This window comes from Rhodococcus sp. 06-462-5, assembly GCF_002258315.1.
GTDB lineage: Bacteria > Actinomycetota > Actinomycetes > Mycobacteriales > Mycobacteriaceae > Rhodococcoides.
This window is the reverse complement of the sequence record NZ_NOYD01000005.1, coordinates 90,627-113,813: the sequence shown is the minus strand read 5'-3', so window position 1 is coordinate 113,813 and position 23,187 is coordinate 90,627. Positions and strand designations below refer to the sequence as shown.

At 64.1% G+C, this 23,187-nt stretch carries 21 protein-coding genes and 1 pseudogene; 17 read left to right on the top strand and 5 right to left on the bottom strand.

Features of this window, described 5'->3' with window-relative positions; translation table 11 throughout:
• Positions 1–21 precede the first annotated feature (21 nt).
• The 5 genes and pseudogenes from CH251_RS27155 to CH251_RS02915 form a co-directional block, all read left to right on the top strand.
• Positions 22–213 (top strand): annotated as a pseudogene (locus CH251_RS27155) (MerR family transcriptional regulator); the annotation flags it as partial.
• A gap of 229 nt (positions 214–442) precedes the next feature.
• On the top strand, positions 443–613 hold the full coding sequence (locus CH251_RS27690; protein ID WP_179273598.1) for a hypothetical protein: 171 nt from the start codon (positions 443–445) through the stop codon (positions 611–613).
• Positions 614–698: 85 nt separating this feature from the next.
• A complete protein-coding gene (locus CH251_RS02925) occupies positions 699–1,400 on the top strand; it encodes a hypothetical protein (RefSeq protein WP_094611772.1) in 702 nt (233 codons plus the stop codon).
• Positions 1,401–1,410: 10 nt separating this feature from the next.
• Complete coding sequence (locus CH251_RS02920; RefSeq protein WP_094611771.1) at positions 1,411–2,544, top strand: sensor histidine kinase; 1,134 nt, start codon at positions 1,411–1,413, stop codon at positions 2,542–2,544.
• Positions 2,532–3,218: a response regulator transcription factor gene (locus tag CH251_RS02915; RefSeq protein WP_256978773.1), complete on the top strand. Its 687-nt coding sequence runs from the start codon at positions 2,532–2,534 to the stop codon at positions 3,216–3,218. The genes CH251_RS02920 and CH251_RS02915 overlap by 13 nt, the downstream gene beginning before the upstream one ends.
• Here CH251_RS02915 and CH251_RS02910 read toward each other — a convergent pair.
• Positions 3,196–3,765, bottom strand: a complete 570-nt coding sequence (locus CH251_RS02910; protein WP_094611770.1) for a TetR/AcrR family transcriptional regulator — start codon at positions 3,763–3,765, stop codon at positions 3,196–3,198. The two genes, CH251_RS02915 and CH251_RS02910, sit on opposite strands and share 23 nt — an antisense overlap.
• A gap of 98 nt (positions 3,766–3,863) precedes the next feature.
• Between CH251_RS02910 and CH251_RS02905 the strand changes: the two genes are divergently transcribed.
• Entirely contained in the window at positions 3,864–4,370 is a 507-nt protein-coding gene (locus CH251_RS02905) for a hypothetical protein (RefSeq protein WP_094611769.1), read from the top strand.
• On the opposite strand, the gene CH251_RS02900 is transcribed toward CH251_RS02905, so the two are convergent.
• Positions 4,354–5,577, bottom strand: a complete 1,224-nt coding sequence (locus CH251_RS02900; protein ID WP_256978772.1) for a serine/threonine-protein kinase — start codon at positions 5,575–5,577, stop codon at positions 4,354–4,356. The genes CH251_RS02905 and CH251_RS02900 overlap by 17 nt on opposite strands.
• Before the next feature lie 205 nt (positions 5,578–5,782).
• On the opposite strand from CH251_RS02900, the gene CH251_RS02890 reads away from it, so the two are divergent.
• The 4 genes from CH251_RS02890 to CH251_RS02875 are packed head-to-tail and all read left to right on the top strand — an operon-like array spanning position 5,783 to position 9,489.
• Entirely contained in the window at positions 5,783–6,595 is an 813-nt protein-coding gene (locus CH251_RS02890; RefSeq protein WP_179273624.1) for a hypothetical protein, read from the top strand.
• Positions 6,592–8,181, top strand: a complete 1,590-nt coding sequence (locus CH251_RS02885; RefSeq protein ID WP_094611766.1) for a DNA polymerase Y family protein — start codon at positions 6,592–6,594, stop codon at positions 8,179–8,181. Before CH251_RS02890 ends, CH251_RS02885 begins: the two co-directional genes overlap by 4 nt.
• A gap of 22 nt (positions 8,182–8,203) precedes the next feature.
• Positions 8,204–8,968 carry an alpha/beta fold hydrolase gene (locus CH251_RS02880; RefSeq protein WP_373454905.1) on the top strand — a complete coding sequence of 255 codons (765 nt, stop codon included), beginning with the start codon at positions 8,204–8,206 and terminating at the stop codon, positions 8,966–8,968.
• 11 nt (positions 8,969–8,979) lie between these two features.
• Positions 8,980–9,489 (top strand): hypothetical protein, encoded by a 510-nt coding sequence (locus CH251_RS02875; protein WP_094611765.1) that lies wholly within the window; start codon positions 8,980–8,982, stop codon positions 9,487–9,489.
• Positions 9,490–9,499: 10 nt separating this feature from the next.
• Here CH251_RS02875 and CH251_RS02870 read toward each other — a convergent pair whose 3' ends face one another.
• Both CH251_RS02870 and CH251_RS02865 read right to left on the bottom strand, forming a co-directional pair.
• Positions 9,500–11,500, bottom strand: coding sequence for an SDR family oxidoreductase (locus tag CH251_RS02870; RefSeq protein WP_094611764.1), 2,001 nt, complete (start codon positions 11,498–11,500; stop codon positions 9,500–9,502).
• 34 nt (positions 11,501–11,534) lie between these two features.
• Positions 11,535–13,664, bottom strand: coding sequence for an MMPL family transporter (locus CH251_RS02865; RefSeq protein WP_094611763.1), 2,130 nt, complete (start codon positions 13,662–13,664; stop codon positions 11,535–11,537).
• 139 nt (positions 13,665–13,803) lie between these two features.
• On the opposite strand from CH251_RS02865, the gene CH251_RS02860 reads away from it, so the two are divergent.
• From CH251_RS02860 to CH251_RS02835, 6 genes are all read left to right on the top strand, one after another.
• Positions 13,804–17,079, top strand: coding sequence for an error-prone DNA polymerase (locus tag CH251_RS02860; RefSeq protein ID WP_094611762.1), 3,276 nt, complete (start codon positions 13,804–13,806; stop codon positions 17,077–17,079).
• A 77-nt stretch (positions 17,080–17,156) separates the two neighbouring features.
• On the top strand, positions 17,157–18,125 hold the full coding sequence (locus CH251_RS02855) for a siderophore ABC transporter substrate-binding protein (protein ID WP_094611761.1): 969 nt from the start codon (positions 17,157–17,159) through the stop codon (positions 18,123–18,125).
• A 32-nt stretch (positions 18,126–18,157) separates the two neighbouring features.
• Complete coding sequence (locus CH251_RS02850; protein ID WP_094611760.1) at positions 18,158–19,126, top strand: ABC transporter permease; 969 nt, start codon at positions 18,158–18,160, stop codon at positions 19,124–19,126.
• On the top strand, positions 19,113–20,132 hold the full coding sequence (locus CH251_RS02845) for an iron chelate uptake ABC transporter family permease subunit (protein ID WP_256978771.1): 1,020 nt from the start codon (positions 19,113–19,115) through the stop codon (positions 20,130–20,132). Before CH251_RS02850 ends, CH251_RS02845 begins: the two co-directional genes overlap by 14 nt.
• Complete coding sequence (locus CH251_RS02840) at positions 20,129–20,887, top strand: ABC transporter ATP-binding protein (protein ID WP_094611759.1); 759 nt, start codon at positions 20,129–20,131, stop codon at positions 20,885–20,887. Before CH251_RS02845 ends, CH251_RS02840 begins: the two co-directional genes overlap by 4 nt.
• A 27-nt stretch (positions 20,888–20,914) precedes the next feature.
• Positions 20,915–21,415: a metallophosphoesterase gene (locus CH251_RS02835; RefSeq protein WP_094611758.1), complete on the top strand. Its 501-nt coding sequence runs from the start codon at positions 20,915–20,917 to the stop codon at positions 21,413–21,415.
• 16 nt (positions 21,416–21,431) lie between these two features.
• On the opposite strand, the gene CH251_RS02830 is transcribed toward CH251_RS02835, so the two are convergent.
• Positions 21,432–22,157 (bottom strand): SDR family NAD(P)-dependent oxidoreductase, encoded by a 726-nt coding sequence (locus CH251_RS02830; protein ID WP_094611928.1) that lies wholly within the window; start codon positions 22,155–22,157, stop codon positions 21,432–21,434.
• Positions 22,158–22,235: 78 nt separating this feature from the next.
• Between CH251_RS02830 and CH251_RS02825 the strand changes: the two genes are divergently transcribed.
• Positions 22,236–23,075, top strand: a complete 840-nt coding sequence (locus CH251_RS02825; RefSeq protein ID WP_094611757.1) for a helix-turn-helix transcriptional regulator — start codon at positions 22,236–22,238, stop codon at positions 23,073–23,075.
• Positions 23,076–23,187 lie beyond the last annotated feature (112 nt).

Genomic DNA, 23,187 nt, shown 5'->3' with positions numbered 1-23,187 from the left:
CCGAAGCCTCAGGATTTCACCATGACTGATTCGGACGAAGAATTCCTGACCATCGGTGCGTTCGCTCGCTCGAGCGGGCTGACCCCCAGCGCCCTGCGGTTCTACGACGACTGTGCACTGCTCGTCCCGGCCTTCATCGACGCGAAGTCCGGCTATCGCTACTACACCCGAGCACAAGCGAAGCGGGCGAGCATCATTCGACAATTGCGCGAGATCGGCTTGCCTGTCTTCATGGTCATTCCTGCAGGCTCCACTCCTTGCTCGACAAGGTGGCCTCCGCTCTCGACGGCGGGGGAGCTGCGGCGGTCGACATCGTGGATCGGCACGTCGACGAGCTGGCAGCACGCGCGCGGGCAGCAGCCGAGGCCGCAGTGTCCATCCGCCGGTTGTTCGACGAAAATACTGCACAGCAACGGTATCTGCCGCCGAATTCGCGTCGGCGGTGGAACAGGTCGCGTCTGCGGCCGGGACCAGCGAGGAGTTTCCGGTGCTGCGGGGCGTGCTGGTCGAGGTGGACCTGATGCTCGATATCGCCGCTCCGGACCATCCGGTGCTGGTGCGGTCGGCAGTCGACGGCGCTCTGACGACACTGGTGATGCCGGTTCTCGGCTGATCGAGTGCTTCCTACCGTCGAAAGTCGGCGAAGTGTCGACTTTCGATGACTGGGTACCAGCTTCCACTCTCGATACCGTGAGCGTATGGACGAGAAGATGCTCGGGGATGCGCCACCGGCGGTGCTGTGGTTCTCCCGTGGTGATCGGTTCTTCCTGATCGCCGGTGCCGTGGTGATCGGTGGGTTGCTGGGATTGGCGGTCCCGTATGTGGCGGAATGGGGTGCGTCGCTCACCTGGATACCGTTCCAGGGTCCGTTGGAATTGATCGCATCGTGGTCGCAGTGGTGGGTGCGGTACGTCTGCATCGGGGTGGGGGTACTGCTCGGGCTGGCACTGGTGGCCGCCGCGTTCTACGACACCGCGCGGGTTGCGGTGTCGGAGGCGGACGTACGCATCACCGAGAAGGGCGAGACCGTCACCGTGTCCAGATCGCAGGTAGGCACGGCGTTCGTCGACGGCAAGGAACTGGTGTTGCTGGACGCGGCGTCGCGTCAGTTGGTTCGAGTGCCGAGCGAGGAGAAGCGTGAGGCGATCGAGGCGGTGTTCGAGCAGCGGGGTTACTCGGTTGCGCCCGGTGATCCCTACGACGACCTGTATCACCTGTGGGTGCCCGAGACCCCGGGTCTGGCACCGGAGGTGAATGCGGTGCTCAAAGCTCGGGACATGGCGCTGAAGAAGAAGGCGGGTGCCGATGCACGCGAATTGCGTTCGGAGCTGGACAGACTCGGCGTAGTAGTGCGCGACAAGAAGACCAGCCAATACTGGCGCCCCCTGGTTCGATCGTGACGGTCGGATCATGACCGTGCTGCGACGGCATCGAGAACGCGCATGGGATGTCGCCGCGATCGCGTTCGCGCTGTTGTTGGTGTTGTCGGTGGCGGCGGGCACCGAGGGCATGACCACCACCCGCACGGTCGTCTCGATCGTCGTGGGCGTTCTCGGTGCCGTGCTGTTGTGGTGGCGTCGACGGTGGCCGATCGAGATCGCCGTGGCTTTGGCTGTCTGCACGATCCTCACCGATGCGGTCGGTGGGGCCGAACTGGTGGCCATCTTCACCGTGGCCTCCCGGAAGTCGTGGCGGGTGACCACTGCAGTGGTCGTTCTACATGTGCTGGCGTCGATAATGTGGGCAACTGCGTGGACCGAGCAGACCGTCCTGTACATCGGGATACTCAGTGCCGCGTTGCTCAGTATCCCGGCAGCATGGGGGCTGGTCGTCAAAGCGCGTGAAGAAGTGATCGACTCGCTACGTGAACGGGCCGAGCGAGCAGAATCCGAATCGAATCTGCGAGCCGAGACCGTTCGCGGACTCGAACGTGAGCGGATCGCGCGGGAGATGCATGACGCTCTCGCACATCGGATCTCGTTGGTCAGTCTCCATGCGGGTGCGCTCGAGGTCCGGCCGGATGTCGGTGCGCGCGAGGTCGAAGCGCTCGCGTCGACCATCAGATCCAACGCGCACGGTGCATTGGAGGACTTGCGAGAGATATTGGGAGTTCTGCGATCGGGCGACGCGAATGTGCCGCGTCCACAACCGGGTGTGGGCGACATAGCTGCGCTGATCGAGGATTCGGAGAAGGCCGGTACGCAGGTGACGTTCGTCGACGAGATGCCCGCGAGCTTCTCACTGCCTGCCTCGGCCTCTCGCACCGTTCACCGTGTCATCCAGGAGGGGCTCACCAACGCCAGAAAGCATGCGCCGGGTGTGCCGGTTCGCTGCGGAATCGCTCCGACGGGCAACGAGATCAGGGTGTGGCTCGAAAACGGGATCAGTGCAGAGCGTTTCGCGACAGTGCCCGGTTCTCGCTCGGGGATGATCGGTCTCACCGAGCGAATCGAGCTGGCTGGCGGACGAATCGAGTACGGTATCGCCCGTAGCAGTGTCGGTGTGGTCTACCGTTTGGAAGCGTGGTTACCGTGCCCGAACTGACCGATGTTCCCGAGGCCGATGCACTCGAAGTATTGCTGGTCGACGACGATGCGTTGGTCCGGGCCGGTTTGTCGCTGATCCTGAGTTCGGATCCGCGTATCACTGTGGTCGGCGAGGCGTCCGACGGGCGCAACGGTATCGAGGCGGTGCACGCGCTGTCTCCCGACGTGGTTCTGATGGATGTGCGGATGCCGGTCGTCGACGGCCTTGCGGCCACCGAAATGCTTCGAGCAGAGGGAGTTACAGCCGCGATCCTGGTGTTGACCACCTTCGACACCGACGAGTATCTGCTGCGAGCACTGCGGGCGGGTGCCAATGGGTTCTTGCTCAAGGACACTCCGCCACGGGACATCATCGACGCGGTGCATCGCGTCGGAACCGGGGAGTCGATGCTGTCGCCGACGGCCGTCGGACGCTTGGTTGCGCACTGGCGCGAGCAGGATGCCCGATCGCATGATGCTGCCACCGAACGAGCTAGGACACTGCTCGATGCGCTGACCGATCGCGAACGTGAGGTGGCCGTCGCCGTCGGATCGGGAAAGTCCAACGCGGAGATCAGTGCGGAGCTGTACATGAGTGTCGCTACTGTGAAGACCTACGTCTCACGGATTCTGACGAAACTGGAGTGCAGCAACAGGGTTCAGATTGCGATCATCGTGCACGAGGCGCGCTGACGGGGGCGATCACCAATTCGGTGGCAGCGTCGAGAACCTGCCGACGGGTGAAGCCGGGATGATCGGCGTCGAGCAGTCGGCTGCCGATTGCGACACAGAAGGCAATCAGGCAGCGAGCTTCGAGTTCGACCCCCTCGGTGCCGTTGCCCGCGAACGATGTGCGCAACAGCTCCATTCGTCGGTTGTCCACTTCTCGTAGCCGCTCGGCGACGCCCGAGTCTCGGCGCGCCCATTCGCGCACGGCCATGTCCGTCGGCAGGTGTCCGCCGTCGAATGTCAGGTGGCCGGCGAGGACGGCCCGGTCCGCCGGAGCCCCGCCGACTCGCTCGACGGCAGCGAGTACTTCGTCGACGCTGTCTGTGCGCCACCGGTCGAGCATGGCATCGAGGAGGGCCTGACGGTCCGAGAAGTGGCCGTAGAAGCCGCCTTTGGTCACTCCGATGCGTGTGGCGAGAACCTCCACGCGGACAGCATCGGGACCGCCTTCGACGAGGAGGGCCAAGCCTTCCTCGATCCACCTGTCACGTGGGGTGCGTGCACGAGGCAAGGTGCCCTCCTGAGCGTCGACGAAATCGATCTATACGGCACCGTATAAAAGGGATACGATCACGTTGTACGCCACCGTATACCTGAGGGGAGTCGAGTGTGTCGAAGACCGAAGAGCAGGACCGGTATCGAGTGAAGAGTCTGGTCGGAGCCGGTGAGATGACCGAGGACGTACTCGCTCGCTCGACCATGCACGCTGACTACGTCGACCACTTCTTCGTGGACGTCGCTGTAGCGGCCACGCCGGAGCGGTGGGCAAGGGCCATGTTCGGCGATGTTCCTACCGCCGCGGAACGATTCATCTGGCAGGGTTTGTTGCAGTTGAAGCTGATCGGAGGATGGACGCCGACTTCGGTGGCAGGATGGCGCATCGCAGAAGCTACCTCGCAGTGGATTCGCCTGGAAACCCGATCGCATTCTCTGACTGTGCATCTGGTGATCCACGCAGCAAACGGACGGCTCGAATTGACGACGTTCGTTCGATACGACCGCGGTCTCGGGAGGTGGGTGTGGGTGCCGTTGTCCGCGGTGCACCGCAGGCTTGCGCCATCGGTGCTCACCGACGCCATCTCGCGACTCGGCAGCCGAGCTACACCACGAGTGTGATCAGCAGTACGACAACGATGACGACGGCCAGCACGAGTGCGGCGAGGACGGCAGTCGACGGAATCGACGTTCGGTCGCCGATGACGTCCTCGATGCGCATCAGGATGTCGTCGATCGGGTTCTTCTTCTTTTTCGGCAGGTCGAACGGCGGTGGCGAATACGTCGACGGGACCGGATTGGCTTGGCTCTCACCGGGTTGCACGGCCGGTAGGCCCGCAATTGTTCTTCCGAACTCCCTCGACGGCCGGCGAGATTCGGAGACCGGCGTCGAGCGTCTCGCCCACGCCGGCACCACGCCGTCCGCAGACGTCAGGGGTACCCCGCGCAGCTGAGCTATGGTGCCGCGCTTACTGATCGCGGCGACGATGATCTCGTCGCGGGCCTGCGCCATGGTGGGACGTCGGGCAGGATCGGGCTCTAGCATGTGCAGCAACGGACCCGTGAGATCACCGCTGCGGGTGGGAGCGATGATCTGCCCCTTGGCAACTCGGTGCAGCAGCGCGATCGAATCGTGATCGATGTCGAACGGTGGTTTTCCTTCGATGGCCGTGTACAGCGTTGCGCCGAGGGAGAACACGTCGCTGGCCGCGGTGGGATCCTGTCCGCGTGCGACCTCGGGTGCGAAATATGCCGGGGTGCCGGTGATCACGCTGTCGTCGGCCGCTTCGACGTCGCCTTTGGCGCGGGAGATGCCGAAGTCGCTGATCTTGACGATGCCCAGATCCTTGCCGCGATCGGCGATCAGAATGTTGCCCGGCTTGATGTCTCGGTGCACGATCCCGGCCTCGTGCGCTTCGGTCAGGGCGTCGGCGATCTGCGCGCCGATCTGAGCGACCTCGAACGGTGGTAGCGAATCGGTGGTGCCGAGTGCCTGCGCGAGACTGCGCGAGGACAGGTACTCCATGACCAACCACGGCTCACCGTCGACAAGAGCGACGTCGTGCATCGCGATGGCGTGGGGGCTGGAGAGTCGGGCGGCGATGCGACCCTCGCGCATGGCCCGGTTGCGCACTTCCACGGCCTGCTGTGGGGTCAACCGAGTGGTGGACGTGACCTGCTTGACGGCCACCTGACGGTGCAGAAGTGTGTCGGTGGCGAGCCATACCGCGCCCATGCCTCCGCCGCCGAGTTTGCCGGCCAGGCGGTATCTGCCTGCCAGGAGGTAGTCGGGCCCGACGCCCCGTCGAACACGCTGCTGATCCGTCACGCCCACAGGTTAGTTGACGATGGCGGGACGTGCCTGCAGCCGAGGAACGGAGGCATCTACCAGGGGCTTCGGCATCGCCTTGACGAGTTGCCGTCCGAGCGGCTTTACTGAGTGCAGATCGAAATTGTGTTCGAATACGCCACTTCCCGCGTTCGTCGAACACCGACGTTTCGGCTCGATTTTCCACGCCGCGAAGGGGAGTGACATGACTGTATCGGGAGCTTCCGTCACGCCGGATGCGCTCGACGGGTTGTCGCTGCCGGAGCGCGTGGCGTTGCTGCGTAGCCGGATGGCTGCCGTGCCTTCCCGGGGCGAAACGGCGTCGGTGCGCATCGAGAATTCGGACCCCGTCGAGCCCGTGCACCCGGGACCGTCGACACAGCGTCCAACCCGTCAACGGCCCGTTCTTCCGGTGCCGTCTGCGCTGATCGAGGTGCTACCGCACGGCGGACTGGTGCGTGGAACGGTGGCCTCGGTGTCCGGTGCAGGCTCGCTCCTGATCGGGTTGGTCGCTGCGGTGACCGGTGCCGGTGGGCATGTCGCCGTCATCGGGCAGCCCCGTTTCGGGATTCTGGCCGCGGTGGAGATGGGCGCGCAGTTGAGCAAGCTGGCCCTGATTCCCGATCCCGGTCCCGACCCGGTGGAAGTGGCGGCCATTCTGCTCGACGGCGTCGACCTGGTGGTACTCGGTCTCGGCGGTCTGTCGGTATCGCCCACTCGGGCCAGGGCCGTGGTGGCCAGAGCGCGGAGCAAGGGGTCGACGCTGCTGGTGACCGATGGGCACTGGGACGGGGCAGAGCTACGACTGGACGCATCGGTGCACGGATACGACGGCCTCGGCACGGGCCGGGAGCTGGGCCGCGGCCGACTGCGCGGCGTCCGATTGTCGGTGTGCGCTCGCGGCAAGGCGATGCGGCCCCGCACCGTTCGACTCGACCTGCGTTCGGAGAACGGTCGCATCGAGTGGCATGCCGAGAAGCTCGAACAGAATCCGTTGTCGATCGCGGTTTCCACATGAGCATCGACCGTCCCAGCCGTGTTCTTGCCAGCCGTGTTCTTGCACTGTGGTGTCCCGATTGGCCTGCTGTTGCAGCAGCGGCTCAGGCCGATCTGCCTGCGACGCATCCGGTGGTCGTCACCTCGGCCAATCGGGTCGTTGCCTGCTCGGCGACGGCACGGGCGTCGGGTATCAAGCGCGGACTGCGGCGTCGGGAAGCGCAGGCACGGTGCCCGGATGTGCATGTCGCTCTTGCCGATACCGATCGTGATGCGCGACTGTTCGAGCCCGTGGTCTCGGCCGTCGCCGCCATCGCGCCGGGAGTCGAAGTGCTCAGGCCGGGCCTGCTGGTTCTCTCTGCCCGCGGCGTCGGACGGTATTTCGGTACCGAGCATCGGGCAGCGGAACGGTTGATCGACGAAGCGTCGGCTGCCGGTGTGGAATGTCAGATCGGTATCGCCGACGAGCTGTCCACCGCGGTCGTCGCCGCGCGGTATGCGCAGGTGGTGCCGCGCGGCGGGGGTGCAGGCTTTCTCGCACCGTTGCCGGTGGCCGAACTCTCGGCGGAACCGAGCATGTCCGCTGCCGATCGCGGTGAATTGGTGGACTTGTTGCGCCGCTTGGGTTTACGGACCATCGGTGACTTCGCGGCACTGTCTCCCGGGGATGTGGCGTCGCGCTTCGGTACCGATGCCGTCTTGGCGCATCGCAGTGCTCGAGGTGAGCCCGAACGTCCGCCGTCGGCCAGAGCTCTACCGCCGGACCTGGATGTGGAGTACCAGTGCGATCCACCGATCGATCGGGTCGACGCAGCTGCGTTCGCCGGGCGTGGGTTGGCCGAGCAGTTGCACACCAAGCTCGCTGCCGCTGCCGTTGCATGCACTCGATTGTTGGTGCATGCCAGTACCGGTAACGGCGAGAATCTGTCGCGGATCTGGCGCTGCGCGGAGCCGTTGACGCCGGAGGGAACAGCCGACCGCGTGCGGTGGCAACTCGACGGCTGGATCACCGGGCGCAGCGAGAACAAGCCGACGTCCGCGATCACCGTGCTGCGGCTCGAACCGATCGAAGTGGTGGCAGCCGGTGAGCTGCAGCTGGGTTTGTGGGGCAGTGTCGGGGACGAGGACGAGAGGGCGCGTCGGGCGTTGGTGCGCGTGCAGGGGCTGCTCGGCGGCGAATCGGTGCTCGGTGGTGTGCTCAGCGGTGGCCGCGGGCCGGCCGAGCGGATCACCCTGCGTCCGCTCGGCGACGAACTGGTGCCGATGTCCGATCCGTCGGATCCCTGGCCGGGGCGGCTACCGGAGCCTGCCCCGGCGGCAGTGATCGAGACACGTCCGACGGTGACGCTGATGAATCGGGCGGGGACCGGAATCGGCGTCACAGATCGTGGTGTGTTCGATGCGCCGCCGTCGAGATTGCGCTGGGGGACCAAGGAATGGGAGTTGACGGGTCTGGCCGGACCGTGGCCGGTGGACGAGCGATGGTGGGACAGTGGCCACGCGTCGACGGGTCCGACGGCGCGAGCCCAGGTGGTACTCGACGACGAAAGGGCTCTGCTGCTGGTGTTCGACGAGGGTCGGTGGCGGGTGGAGGGAATCTACGAATAGCGGCACCGCTACCGTCGAGGGAATGCAGATGATGTCGGAGACGGTCGACCTCGATGGCGTCGATATCGCGTATCGCTCGTTCACCCCGCGGGGGCATGCGAACTCGAACTCGGCACCGGTGATGCTGGTGCACGGCATGGGCGGCGACAGCACGACCTGGGATCGGTTCACCCGTGCACTCACCGCGCAGGGCAGCCGGGTGATCACCGTCGATCTGCGCGGACACGGCAAGAGTGCGCACACGTCCACGTACGAGTTCGATTCCTTCGGGGCAGACCTGCTGGCGTTGATCGACCACCTCGGGCTCGACGAAGTCGATCTCGTCGGCCATTCCCTCGGCGGATACGCGGTCTCACTCGTCGCTCAGCGTCGCCCGCAGCTCGTTCGCCGTCTGGTCCTCGAAGAGCTCCCGATACCGATTCGGCCGGGGGATGCCCCGCCGACACTGACCGGCAAGATGCCGTCGATCACCGAACTCTGGCACGCAGCGACCAGCGTCTTTCTGCATCCCCGCGCGGTACTCGCCTTCGATCGCTCGATGACCACCACTGCTCTCGAACAGTTCCGTCGGCCGAATCCGCAGTGGTGGGAGTCGTTGGCCGACATCACTGCTCCGACGCTGGTGCTTCGGGGCGGTCCCGGCGGCATGGTCGATCCGATTCGGCTGGAGGCGATGGTCTCCGAGATTCCGACCTGCCGTGTCGAGGCATTCCGCACCGGGCACAGCATCCATCGCGACGGGTACTCGGCGTTCGAGGCCGCCGTTCTCCCGTTCCTGACGCGCTAGGGTCTGCAGGCATGACTCTCGGTGCGCTGGATCGTCGGATGCTGGGCTGGTCGGCACTGTTCGTCGTATCCCAGGCCAACATTGCCCGACTGCTCGGTCCTGCAGCCCCGAAAGTGCTTGCCGTGCAGACGGCGTGGTCCGCCCAGCGTTATCGGCAGATCCTGGCGAGCATGGACGAGACCGAGATCGTTCGGTTCCGCAGCCACTATCTGCCCGACTTCGTGCATCCGGCGATCTACGCCATCGCACTACGTGCAGGCGCGAGGAGCCTGGCGGCGAAGACCTCGCTCAGCCCCGCGGCGACGACGGCATTGGCCGTTGCGCCCGTGGCCTCCGCTGCCGGCGACTACATCGAGAACATCGTCGGATTGATACTGGTCGACAACCGCGAACAGATCACCGACACCGTCGTTCGCACCACCACCGTGGTCAGTACCGTCAAATGGGTTCTGGCCATCGGCACTCTGACATACCTGAGTCAGGGATTCCTGCGAGTCTGGGCAAAGGCTCTGTTGCGCTGAGTTCTGCCGGTCACCAACTGGTGCCGGGGACCAGTCTTCCGACTCGTCGGATCACTTTGCCGATGCGTGCGGTCGGAGTTTTCGGATCGTACCGGCGGACTCGGTAGGGCACTTTCCCGTTCTCGATCATCACCGGCGTTTCACCCTTGGCTGCAGCGGATTCGGGAAATTTGCGGTAGTGCTGGTGCATCGTGCGGTCTTTGCCCTTGGGGGCGAACATGGCACCGAATTGCCCGAGTGTTCCCAGCGGAGTGTCGATTCGCTTCGGTTTGTCGCTCAGTGCGCGAATCACGATGGCGGCAGCCTTCTCCGGTGAGAAGACCGGGCCGACGTTCTTGTCGCCCGTCGGGGTGATCATCGGTGTGTCCACCAGCGGCATGTGAATGGTGGTGTAGGTGATTCCGTCCGAGAGTGTCTCTGCGGCAGCCACATCGGTGAAGCCGTCCAGTGCTGCCTTGCTGGCAACATAGGCCGAGAAGCGGGGAGGGTGCCCCAGAACGGCAGCGCTGGAGAGGTTGACGACGTGCCCGAACTGACGTTCACGCATGTGTGGCAACAGTGTCAGCACCAAACGGATCGCCCCGAAGTAGTTGACGGCCATGGTGCGCTCGTAGTCGTGCAATCGATCGGTGGATCGATAGAGTGCGCGGCGGATGGATCGGCCGGCGCTGTTCACCAGCATGTCGACGTGATCATGTTCGCTCAGAACGGTTTTCACGGTCTGGTCAACCGATTCGCTGTCGGTGACGTCGCACGAGTAGCCGTAGGCGGTGCCGCCCGATTCGCGGATGTGCTCGACCACCTCGTCGAGTTGATCCTGGCCACGCGCGAGCAGAATGACCACCGCGCCCTTGCGGGCAGCTGCTTCGGCGCTGGCTCGGCCGATTCCGGACGAGCCACCGGTGATGACGATGTGACGGCCGAACAGCGGCCCGCGTGGGTCGTTTCGGCGATTGCGCTTGGGATCGAAGTTCTCCCGCCAGTGCGTCCACACGCGATCGGCGTACGTGCGCAGCGGTGGCGGTGTGATCGAGCTGCCCTGCAACGCTTTCTGTGTCGATTCCGACTCGAACACGGTGGGCAGAGTCAGGTGTTCGAGCATCACCGGAGGTACTCCGAGATCACGAAGGGCGGCGTCGCGTTGCTTGCGCACGGCCTTGGACTTGGGGGAGACCACGGGAGCGACCAGCGCTCCTGGCACGTCGACGATTCTCGCGCGAGATCCGGCTGCCGACGAGAACGCGGCGTAGACCTCTGCCATCGACTGAGGCGTCGGATTGACCAGATGGAACACGCTGCCGGGTGCGGTGTTTCGATGCACGAGCTCGACGATGGCGTCGGCGACGTAGTCGACCGGAACCAGGTTGGTGGCGCCCATCTTCGGCACCGTGATCGGTACGACGGAGGGCAGCTTGGCCAGCTCCGCGAAGAACGGGAAGAAGTAGTACGGTCCGTCCACCTTGTCGATCGCACCGGTCTCCGAGTGTCCGATGATCGCGGCCGGCCGATACACCCGCCAGTCCGCAGCACTGTCGCGCACCAACTTCTCGGACTCGAACTTGGTGCGGTGATAGGCAGTCGGAAATTTCTGGCCGAGGTCGAAGTCGTTCTCGGAGAACGTTCCTCGATAGTCGCCCGCAACGGCGATCGACGAGATGTGGTGCAGGCGGGCCCCGGTCTTCTCGGCGAGGCCGATCACCGAGGCAGTTCCGGCGACGTTGGTCGGGGTCTGCTCGTCGCCTGCGGTCAGGTCGTAGACGGCTCCGAGATGGAGGATGTGGTCGATGTCGGCAGGCACGTCTCGGAGTCCGAGCTCCGGCTCGGTGAGATCGCCGACCAGCGGGTGAATTCGGTCGCCGCCGTCGAGGTGCTGTGCGAGTCGCTCGAGACGAGCCACCGAGTTCGGACGCACCAGCACGTGGATCGCAGCGAGCGCATCACGTTCGAGCAATCGGGGCACAACGTTCTTCCCGAGAAACCCGGTACCGCCGGTTACGATGTAGTTCGCCATGCGAGCCGACCTTACTCTTAAGTAAGTTCCGGTGCTAGTGCCCCATACCGGCCTTTTCGTGCACTTTCTTCATCCAGGCCGGTGCCCACCAGTTGGCCTCGCCCATGAGTTTGACCAAGGACGGAACCAACAGCATGCGGATGATGGTGGCGTCGATGATCAGCGCCAGAATCACTCCGACGCCGAGGAATCTCATGATCGACAGACCCGAGATGGTGAAGGCCCCGGTGACGACGATCAGAATCAGCGCTGCGGCAGTGACGATGCGTCCGGTGCGTTGAGCGCCGAAGATCACCGCTTCCTCGGTGCTCGCTCCAGCCGCGCGAGCCTCGACCATGCGCGACATCAGGAACACCTCGTAGTCGGTCGACAAGCCGAAGATGACCGCGAGAATGAGGACCACGAACGTCGACTCGAGTGGTCCGGGGGTGACGCCGAGCAGGTCGGCTCCGTGGCCTTCCTGAAACACCCACGTGAGTGCGCCGAAGGTGGCAGCCAGGCTCAGTCCGGCCATCAGGACCGCCTTGATCGGCAGCACGATCGATCCGAACGCGAGGAAGAGCAACACCAGCGTCGAGACGACCATGATCGCGATCATCACCGGTAGCCATTTCGCGATCGCCGCATTGCCGTCGTCGACATTGGCTCGTCCGCCGCCGACGAGGATCTCGGTGCCGTCCGGGGGAGTGATCGAGCGCAGCGCCGCCACTGCCTCGGATTGGGATTCGGCCTCGCTGAGTCCGTCGGCCGGTTCGCTGTAGGACGCCTGCAGCGTCACGAAATCGTCCTTCGAGCCCAGGAATTCGGCTCGGGCGATACCGGGCGTGGATTCCACGGCGGAGGTGAGCGCTGCAATCGGTGCGCCCTGGGGCTTGACGCCGTCCAGGCCGCGCAGAACCACCGTTGCGCCCTCGCCGGTGGACTCGAAGTCGGAGCCGAGTGTCTCGAATGCCATGCGCGCAGGGTTGTCCTTCGGCAGCGCCGTGTAGTCGACCTCTCCGAGCGATACCTTCAGGATCGGGGTGGCGATGATCAGCAACCCGGCGACGATGACGGCAGCGACGATGCCGGGATGCTTCATGACGCGGGTGACGATGCCGCCCCAGAACCTGTGTGCGCGTGCGTCACTTCGATCGGACGCGGTGCGCGACCACGTCCAGGAGTTGATGCGGGTACCGAGAATGGCGAGCAGGGCGGGAACGGCGGTCAGGGACAGGACGGCTGCACTCGCCACTGCGGCCATGGCCCCGAACCCGAGAGATCGGATCACTGCCTGCGGGAAGACGAGCATCCCGGCGAATGCACAGATCAGCAGCAGTCCGGAGAAGACGACGGTCTTGCCTGCGGTGGCGACGGTACGGATGGTCGCGTCGATCGGCGTCAGTCCACCGCGTAGTTCCTCGCGGAACCTGCTGACGATGAACAGTCCGTAGTCGATGGCCAGGCCCAGTCCCAGCAACGACGCGACGTTGATGGAGAACGAGCTGACTTCGGTGAATTCGGTGAGCACTCGCAGGATTGCCAGGGAGCTGAGCACGCTCAGAATGCCGACGAACACCGGAACCGCTGCTGCGATCACGCCGCCGAAGATGAAGATCAGCAGCAGCAGGGTGATGGGAACAGCGATGATCTCGGAGCGGATCAGGTCGCGTTCGAGGGTTTCGCTGAGCGAGACTCCCACCACCGTAGCGCCGGCGAACTGCGATTCGATGCCGGGCACTTCGAGCTGTGGTGGAAGCTCGCCGAAGGTGTTGAACGTGACGCCCGAGTTCGCACCGAGGTACACCGTGGCCAACGCCTTGGTTCGGTCCTTGGAGACCAGGAATTCCTTGCTGATCGGGTCTGCGCTCCAGTACGAGCTGACGTTGCCGAGGGTGTATCGACTGCTGAACTCGTCGAGCGTCGCCTGCACCTGTGGTCCGATGTCGTCGATCGACTCGCCCTCGGGGGCGGTGTAGATCGCGACGATGTCGGGGGTCGGTTGGCCGATGCCCTGCACCAGTCGCGCGACTTCGGACGATTCGCTGCCTGCGTCGGCGTAACCGCCCTCGCTCAGTTTCGAGAAGACGCCGAGTCCGAAGATCCCGCCGACGGCTACGACGGCGACGACAACAGCGAGTGCCCATCGTTTGTGCGATACGACGAACGATGCCCAACGCGTCACGTCTGTGCTCCGGCTCTGTGAAGGGGATTCGGTGAAAGGGATCGATGGCGATTCGACTCTAGTTGATCCGTGTCGGACCCTCGTGTTCTGATTAGAACAAGTGTTCGATGAGACGGCAGTGTGAAGGTGGGTGGGCTCGATGGGATGGAACGACGGACCACCCACGTGGTCGGAGATGGAACGAGTTCTGTCCGGGCGCCCCAAGCCGGTGGCCGAGGGCGACGGCGGCGACAGCCCGGCCTGGTCACGAAAGAGGGACGTCTACGACCGCACCATCGACAAGCCCACTCTGTCGGTGACTCCCTACGCGGAATTGCACGCGCACTCGGCGTTCAGTTTTCTCGACGGTGCCTCGCAGCCCGAGGAAATGGTCGAGGAAGCGGTACGCCTCGGCCTCGAGTCCATCGCCATCACCGACCACGACGGTTTCTACGGGGTCGTGCGGTTCGCCGAGGCAGCCAGAGCTCTCGGTATCGGAACCGTGTTCGGTGCCGAACTCTCGTTGGACACCCATCGATCCCGAGCCGGAGAGACCGATCCCGACGGCACCCACCTACTGGTGCTCGCTCGCGGACAGGAGGGGTATCGCCGGCTCTCGCGTCGGATCGCCGCTGCACACCTGGCGGGCGGGGTCAAAGGTAAGCCGCAGTACGACATCGACGAACTCACCGAATCGGCGGGCGGTCACTGGCAGATTCTCACCGGTTGCCGGAAGGGGCATGTTCGCCAGGCGCTCTCGCGTGGTGGTCCGGAGGCAGCAGAGGCCGCGCTGCGCACTCTCGTCGATCGGTTCGGATCCGATCGTGTCACCGTCGAACTCACCCGGCACGGCGTCGCAGACGATGACGAGCGCAACGACGCTCTCGCGACGCTGGCTCGGCGGTACGGACTTCCGACGATCGCCACCACGGCCGCGCACTACGCCGGGCCGCGTAGCAGGAGATTGGCCATGGCGATGGCGGCTGTGCGCGCACGGAGCAGCTTGGACGAGGCTGCCGGGTGGTTGGCACCGACCGGCGGTGGACATCTACGGTCCGGGGCGGAAATGGCCGAACTGTTCCAGCACTATCCGGGCGCGGTGCGCGGTGCCGTCGAGCTCGGTCGTGAGTGTTCGTTCGATCTGAACCTGATCGCGCCGCGTCTGCCACCCTTCGATGTGCCCGACGGATACACCGAGATCAGCTATTTGCGTCGACTCACGTTCGAGGGAGCCGCCCGCCGGTACGGCTCGCAGTCGGCGAACCCGGCCGCCTATTCGCAGCTCGAGTACGAGCTCGACATCATCGAGAGGCTCGAATTCCCCGGCTACTTCCTGGTGGTCCACGACATCGTCCACTTCTGCAAGACACACGACATCCTCTGTCAGGGAAGAGGTTCGGCGGCAAACTCGGCTGTCTGCTTCGCGATCGGCATCACCAACGTCGATCCGGTGGCGAACAAGCTGCTGTTCGAGCGGTTCCTCGCACCCGAACGCGATGGGCCGCCCGACATCGACATCGACATCGAATCCGATCGTCGAGAAGAGGCGATCCAGCACGTCTACGCCAAGTACGGCCGCACCCATGCCGCTCAGGTGGCCAACGTCATCACCTATCGCGGCAAGTCCTCGGTGCGAGACATGGCCCGCGCGCTCGGCTTTTCGCAGGGGCAGCAGGACGCATGGAGCAAGCAGATCACCCGCTGGTCCGGAATCGGTGATCAGGAGGGCGACGGTATTCCCGAGTCCGTTCTCGAACTCGCGCGGCAGATCGAGGGCTTCCCTCGGCACCTCGGCATTCACTCCGGGGGCATGGTGATCTGCGATCGGCCGATCGCCGACGTCTGCCCGGTGGAATGGGCGACGATGGAGAACCGCAGTGTGCTCCAGTGGGACAAGGACGACTGTGCCGCAGTGGGTTTGGTGAAGTTCGACATGCTCGGGCTCGGCATGCTCTCGGCATTGCACTACATGATGGACCTGATCGCCGAGCACAAGGGCATCGACATCGACCTCGCCTCGATCGACCTGTCCGAGCCCGAGGTGTACGAGATGCTGCAGCGAGCCGACTCGGTGGGAGTGTTCCAGGTCGAGTCCCGCGCGCAGATGGCCACTCTGCCGCGGCTCAAGCCGCGGAACTTCTACGATCTGGTGGTCGAGGTCGCGCTGATCCGTCCCGGTCCGATCCAGGGTGGTTCGGTGCACCCGTACATCAAGCGCCGCAACGGACTAGAGCCGGTGATCTTCGAGCACCCGTCACTCAAGAAGGCGCTCGATCGAACTCTCGGGGTGCCGCTGTTCCAGGAACAGCTGATGCAGATGGCCATCGATGTCGCGGGTTTCAGTGCTGCCGACGCCGATCAACTGCGCCGTGCCATGGGGTCGAAGCGATCACCGGAGAAGATGGAACTGCTGCGTGGTCGGTTCTACGACGGGATGCGCGATCTGCACGGCATCACCGGCGCGGCAGCGGACCGAATCTACGAAAAGCTGTCGGCCTTCGCCAATTTCGGCTTCCCCGAGAGCCATTCGCAGAGCTTCGCCTCACTGGTGTTCTACTCCTCCTGGTTCAAGTTGCATCACCCGGCGGCATTCTGTGCCGGACTGCTGCGCGCCCAACCGATGGGTTTCTACTCACCGCAATCCCTGGTCGCCGACGCCAGGCGGCACGGGGTGCTCGTCCACGGTGCCGACGTCAATGCCAGTCTCGGCCACGCGAACCTGGAGGGAAACGGCCTCGAGATCCGCATGGGTTTGGCGGATGTGAAATTCATCGGTACCGCAGTGGCCCAGAAGATCGTCGACGCGCGAGACGCGCACGGGCCGTACACCTCGTTCCTGGACCTGACGGGACGCGTCGAACTGTCGGTGGCGCAGGCGGAAGCGCTGGCAACGGCAGGCGCACTCGGGTGTTTCGGCATCACCCGTCGAGAGGCGCTGTGGGCTGCGGGTGCTGCGGCGGGGGAGCGGCCGGGTCTGCTCCCCGGCATCGGAGCGTCGACGAAAGCGCCTGCACTACCTGGAATGTCGGATCTCGATCTGGCCTCGGCCGACGTCTGGGCAACCGGAGTGTCGCCGGATTCCTATCCCACCCAGTTCTTTCGGGATCGGCTCGATTCGCTCGGCGTGATTCCCGCGAACCGGCTGCTGCAGATTCCGGACGGCGACCGAGTGCTCGTCGGCGGAGCGGTGACGCATCGTCAGCGGCCGGCAACTGCCGGAGGCGTCACGTTCATCAACCTCGAGGACGAGACCGGCATGGTCAACGTGGTGTGCTCGGTCGGGTTGTGGGCAAAGTATCGCAAGCTGGCGATCACGGCTCCAGCGTTGCTGATTCGAGGCAAAGTGCAGAATGCCGAGGGTGCGGTGACCGTGGTGGCCGATCATCTGCAACTGATGGATCTACGAGTCGGGTCCAGATCGAGGGATTTTCGCTGACCAAGCAGCCTGAATTTGCATAGCCTTGCCTAAGTGATACTTTACTGCTCAACCAAAGCCCCGGTAAACATCGAGCAATGGAGTACACCGAAGTGAGAACGTTCCGCGCCCCCCGTCTACTCATCGCAGCCGCCGCGACCTCGATGCTCGTACTCGGTGCGTGCAGCACCGATTCGACCACGGGCGAATCTGCCGACGCCGCAACCGTCACCATCGAGACCAACAACGGCAGCATGGAGGTTCCGGCAAATCCGGTGCGCGTGGCAGCACTGGACAACACCTCGTTCGAGACGCTTCGGGCGTTCGGTGTCGAGCCGGTTGCTCTGCCCAAACCCATCATGCCGTCGACGGGCTTCGAGGAGTGGATCGACAACGACGCCATCCTGGACGTCGGCACCCATCGTGAACCGAACCTCGAAGTGATCAGCGAAGCAGAACCGGATCTCATCATCGGCGGCTATCGATTCCAGGAATACACCGAGGAGCTCGGCCAGATCGCGCCGACCATCGACATCTCGCCCGACGACGAGAACTTCGTCGAGACGCTGAAGACTCAGACCGAAACTCTCGGCGTCATCTTCGGCCTGCAGGACAGAGCGGCCGAGATCATCGCGGCGCTCGACGCTGCAGAGGCTTCTGCTGCGGCGCAGACCACCGGACAGACAGTATTTCTCGCCAACGTCAACGGCGGCAAGATCGACAATGGTGCTGCGCGCATCGGTCGTCTGCTCGAACCCCTGACCCTGACCGACGTCTTCGCAGGTGAGGCAGGCGATGTCCACGGTGACTCGGGTCTGGCACCGGAAACCATCGCTCAGGCCAACCCCGATTGGGTCATCGTTCTGGACCGCGACGCCGCAGCCGGTGAGCCCGGTTCGTCCCCGGCCAAGGCCGTGTTCGACGCACAGGAAGCGTTCGCCGGGACCACCTTCACCACCGAGGACCAGATCATCTACCTCGATCCGTTCTTCTACACCCGCGAGGGAATCCAGGCGTACACCGAAGCGTTCCAGTCGATCTCGGATGCGTTCGAGAACGCCGCGTAGGCCGGACGAACACCGTAGGTCGGATCACCGACATGACGAACAAGAGACTGTTGCTTGCCGCGATCATGGGGGTAGTGACCCTGCTGACCGCCGCGTCACTACTCGTCGGTGGATACGACATCACCGTCGCCACGATGATCGACGATCCCGCGGCCAGAAACATGTTCTTGATCTCGCGGGTTCCGCGCACTCTGGCTTTGATCTTCGCAGCCATGGCCATGAGCATCTCCGGGGTGATCATGCAGATGATCACCCAGAACAAGTTCGTCGAACCCACCACCGCCGGCACGGCGCAGTGGGCCGGACTCGGCGTCCTGGCCACATTGATTGTGCTGCCCGACGCACCGCCGATGACCAAGATGCTCGTCGCCACGGTGTTCGCTCTGGTCGGCACGCTGCTGTTCGTCGGCGTGCTCCGGCGGCTGTCGGTCCGGACCACATTGGTGGTCCCGCTCGTCGGCATCATGCTGGGTGCCGTCGTCGGGGCCGTCACCACGTTCCTCGCCGGGACTTTCGATCTCCTGCAGGCGATGTCGGCCTGGCGGTCCGGCGGATTCAGCGGCATCGTGCGAGGGTTCTACGAACCGATGTGGGCAGTGATCGTCATCGCGGTGCTGGCATACCTGCTGGCGCATCGCTTTACCGTTGCCGGACTCGGTAAGGAGCTCGCCACGAACGTCGGGATGAGGTATGAGCAGATCGTTCTGGTCGGCGTCGCGATGGTCGCCGTGGCCACCGGCGTCACCACGGTGGTCGTCGGGTTCATTCCGTTTCTCGGACTCATCGTGCCCAACCTGGTGTCGATGATGCTCGGCGACGACGTTCGCAAGAACCTTCCCTGGGTGGCGCTCGTCGGTGCAGGTCTCCTGTTGGCATGTGATCTCGTCGGGCGAACGGTCGTGGCACCCATGGAAATTCCCGCTTCGGTTGTACTCGGAGTTCTGGGGGCAATCATGTTCGTCGTTCTGATCGTGAGGCAGCGTCGGTATGTCAGTGCTTAGTTCTCGTGTGGGCCCGCGCATCACCGGACCGATGCCGCGCGGACCGAAGGCGTCGCGCTTCACGCCGAGGATGCGGTTGGCGGTGCTGTCGGTGATCGTGGCTATCGCCGTCGTGTGTTTCCTGTTCCTGTTCGTGCGCGGATCGTTCGCCTTCGCGTTTCCCCGGCGGCTGAACATGGTGGGAGCCATGGCCGTTGCGGCGTTCACGCACGGCCTCGGCACGGTGGTCTTTCACACCGTCACCAACAACCGCATTCTGACGCCGTCGATCATCGGGTTCGATTCGCTCTACACGCTGATGCAGACGATCATGGTGTTCGTCTTCGGTGGCACCGTCATCGCCAACACCGAAGGCATCCCGAAGCTGTTGGCCCAGACGGCATTGATGGTCGCGCTCGCGACCGTTCTGTACGGCTGGTTGTTCTCCGGCAAGCTCGGCAGCCTGTTCCTGATGCTGCTCGTCGGAGTTGTGCTCGGGCTGGCATTCGACAGCATCTCGACGTTTCTGCAACGCCTCCTCTCACCCACCGAATACGACATGCTGTCGGTCGAACTGTTCGGCCGACTCAGCGCTGTGAAGGGCGATTACCTGCCGTTGGCGTTCGGGGTGTGCCTGTTCGCCGCGGTAGTGCTGTGGAAGCGCCGACGCCACCTGGACGCTCTGCTGCTCGGACGGGAGGCAGCCATGGGGATCGGGGTGTCCTACAAGCGCGAACTGATGTCGATGCTGATGCTCATTGCGCTGCTGGTGGCGTTCTCGACGGCTCTCGTGGGACCGATGACATTCTTCGGTTTCATCGTCGCGACGCTGGCCTACCAGGTTACCGGCAGTTACAAGCACATCTACGTCCTCCCGATGGCGTTCCTGCTGGGCTTCCTGACATTGCTACTGGGGCAGTTCGTCATGCAGCACATCTTCTATGCCGGCGGGTTCCTCACCGTCATCATCGAATTCGCCGGTGGCATCTTGTTCCTCATCATGATTCTTCGTAAGGGGACGCTGTGATCGACTTTCGTGATGTGACCAAGTCCTATCAGGACACCACCGTTCTCGGTCCCGTCACCGGTGCTATTGCAAAGGGAGGGATCACCTCTCTCGTCGGGCCGAACGGAGCAGGGAAATCCACCTTGCTGACGGTCATCGGGCGATTACTCGACCCGACCACGGGCACGATCACCGTGGGCGGGATGGACGTTCGCGTCGCGAAGTCTCGGGAACTTGCCAAGCACCTGTCGATCCTGCGTCAGGAAAACCACATCACCGCGCGGTTGACGGTCCGTGAGCTGGTCGGGTTCGGCCGGTTCCCGCACTCGAAGGGAAGGCTCGGTCCCGAGGACGAAGCGCACGTCGACGAGGCCCTCGAATTCTTGAATCTGGCTGCCCTCGAAGGGCGATTTCTGGATCAACTCTCCGGCGGGCAACGGCAGCGAGCGTTCGTGGCGATGGTGCTGGCCCAGGACACCGAGTATCTTCTGCTCGACGAGCCCTTGAACAATCTCGATCTCAAGCATTCGGTGCTGATGATGAAGCAATTGCGCCGTGCTGCAGACGAACTGGGCAAGACCATCGTGCTCATCGTGCACGACATCAACTTCGCCGCCGCCTACTCCGACAGTATCGTCGCCATGCGCGACGGCATCATCGTCAACACGGGCACTGCTGAGGAGATGATGCAGGACGACGTGCTGAGCGAGGTGTTCGACACCCCGGTTCGCGTCCACGTCGTCGAGGGACACCGCACTGCCGTCTATGTGCGGTAGTCGATCGGCGACGTGCACAATCGAGGGGTGAAGTTGCTGCTGATCGCCGACACTCATCTCCCGAAGCGTGCTCGCGACCCGCCCGACGAGGTGTGGGCGGCCGTGGACGACGCGGATGTGGTGATCCATGCCGGCGACTGGGTGAACCTGGCTGCGTTCGAGCAACTTTCGCAGCGGTCGCGTCGACTGGTCGCGTGCTGGGGCAACAACGACGGCGAGGAACTGCGAGCTGTGATGCCCGAACGCGCCGACGTCGTACTCGGCGGGGTGCGGTTCACCGTGACCCACGAGACCGGTGCCGCGACGGGACGGGAACGACGTATGGCGGCGGCGTACCCGGAGACGGACGTGCTCGTGTTCGGTCACAGTCACATACCGTGGGACACGGTCGCAGACAACGGTCTTCGGCTTCTCAACCCGGGATCGCCGACGGATCGGCGTCGGCAGCCGTTCTGTACGTACATGACGGCCACAGCCGAAGGCGGTGCGCTGACGAACGTGGAGCTGCATCGCATCGCCCCTCGATAGCGGCGATGCGAGGTACTCACATTCCGCCGGCCACTCTGACGACGGTTCCGGTCGCGTATCGCGCATCCTCGGACAACAACCACGACACCGCCCCGGCGATCTCGTCCGGCACACCGGGGCGGCCGAGTGGGATGCTCGACGCCATCTTCCGTGGCCGGTCCCGATCTCGGTGAAAGTCGGTCTCGATGATCCCGGGCGCCACTGCGTTGACGCGGATGTTCTGCGCAGCAACTTCTTTCGACAGTCCGACCGTCAGCGTATCGACGGCGGCCTTCGCTGCCGCGTAGTGGACGTACATTCCCGGACTGCCCAGGGTGGCGGCAGCGGAGGAGATGTTGACGATAGAGCCACCCGATTCGGCCATCGCCGAGATCGCGTATTTGCAGCAGGTGAGTACCCCGACGAGGTTGACGTCGAGGTCCGCTCTGATGGTCTCGATGTCGTTGTCCACCAGCGCCCCGACGGCGCGCGCCGAGCCGGCGTTGTTCACCAGACCGGTGACGGTGCCGACACGGGCGGCTGCGGTGAAGAGATCGACCACCGACTGCTCGTCGGTGGTGTCGGCTCGTACGGCGATCACCGTTCGGCCGTCGGTCGACAACTCGCTCGCCACTGCTCGAGCGGTAGCAGAATCGGTCCGGTAGCCGATCACCACATCGTGCCCGTCGGACACCAGCCGCCTGGACACCGCACCGCCGATTCCGCGACTTCCGCCGGTGACGACGGTCAAGGGAGCGCTCATCTCTCGACAATAGCCACCGCGCAGCAGGCACAATTCACTGCAGGCGCGATCCGCACGCACGGGAAAGAAGGAGCCGACGTGATCGATCGATCGGAATTGGCAGCGTTTCTCCGGCAGCGACGGCAGTCGCTCCAACCGGAGGACGTGGGGTTGCCACGTGGGCAGCGCAGACGCACACAGGGTCTCCGCCGTGAGGAGGTCGCTGAGTTGTGCCACATGTCGACCGACTACTACGCGCGACTCGAACGGGCTACAGGACCCGCTCCGTCGGCGCAGATGATCGCCTCCATCGCACAGGGACTGCATCTGTCGCTCGGTGAGCGTGACCACGTGTTTCGACTCGCCGGGCACAATCCTCCTGCCCGCGGTACGTCGAGCGAGCACGTCAGCCCAGGAATGCTACGCATTCTGGACCGCCTGAACGACACACCAGCCGAGATCGTGTCCGAAATCGGAGAGACGCTCCGCCAGACGCCGCTGGGTGCAGCACTGACCGGTGATGCGTCGTTACGCACTGGGCCGAACCGGAGTCTGGGATACCGATGGTTCACCGACCCCGAGGCCCGGCTGTCGTATCCGCCCGAAGAGCGCGCTGTTCTGTCTCGGGTGTATGCGTCGGGGCTGCGTGAAATCGTCACTCTTCGCGGACCCGACTCGAGAGCGGCGCACCTGTCCACAGAGCTGCTCGAAGTCAGCGAGGAATTCCGAACCCTGTGGGGGAAGCGTGAAGTGGGAGTTCACCCACCCGAGTCCAAGCGGTTTCTGCACCCGACGGTCGGCCTGCTGCAACTGAACTGCCAGACCCTGCTGGACTCCGAGCAAGCGCATCGACTGCTGGTGTACACGGCAGTGCCCGGCAGCGAGAGCTACGCCAAATTGGAACTGCTCGCGGTGGTGGGAACTCAGGTTCTGTCCTGACACGATTCAACGGTGGCGGTCGTATCAGTGGATCGGGAAGTCCTGGATGAGCCTGTGGCAATCGTCCAACATGGGTTCTGCAGGTCGAAACCGCACGATCAACACCAGCACA

Bases quoted from the DNA above. Each gene is read 5' to 3' on its own strand.
- CH251_RS02925 (WP_094611772.1), top strand. From the start codon at position 699: ATGGACGAGAAGATGCTCGGGGATGCGCCACCGGCGGTGCTGTGGTTC.
- CH251_RS02920 (WP_094611771.1), top strand. From the start codon at position 1,411: ATGACCGTGCTGCGACGGCATCGAGAACGCGCATGGGATGTCGCCGCG.
- CH251_RS02890 (WP_179273624.1), top strand. From the start codon at position 5,783: ATGACTGTATCGGGAGCTTCCGTCACGCCGGATGCGCTCGACGGGTTG.
- CH251_RS02885 (WP_094611766.1), top strand. From the start codon at position 6,592: ATGAGCATCGACCGTCCCAGCCGTGTTCTTGCCAGCCGTGTTCTTGCA.
- CH251_RS02880 (WP_373454905.1), top strand. From the start codon at position 8,204: ATGCAGATGATGTCGGAGACGGTCGACCTCGATGGCGTCGATATCGCG.
- CH251_RS02875 (WP_094611765.1), top strand. From the start codon at position 8,980: ATGACTCTCGGTGCGCTGGATCGTCGGATGCTGGGCTGGTCGGCACTG.
- CH251_RS02870 (WP_094611764.1), bottom strand. From the start codon at position 11,500: ATGGCGAACTACATCGTAACCGGCGGTACCGGGTTTCTCGGGAAGAAC.
- CH251_RS02860 (WP_094611762.1), top strand. From the start codon at position 13,804: ATGGGATGGAACGACGGACCACCCACGTGGTCGGAGATGGAACGAGTT.
- CH251_RS02855 (WP_094611761.1), top strand. From the start codon at position 17,157: ATGGAGTACACCGAAGTGAGAACGTTCCGCGCCCCCCGTCTACTCATC.
- CH251_RS02850 (WP_094611760.1), top strand. From the start codon at position 18,158: ATGACGAACAAGAGACTGTTGCTTGCCGCGATCATGGGGGTAGTGACC.
- CH251_RS02845 (WP_256978771.1), top strand. From the start codon at position 19,113: ATGTCAGTGCTTAGTTCTCGTGTGGGCCCGCGCATCACCGGACCGATG.
- CH251_RS02830 (WP_094611928.1), bottom strand. From the start codon at position 22,157: ATGAGCGCTCCCTTGACCGTCGTCACCGGCGGAAGTCGCGGAATCGGC.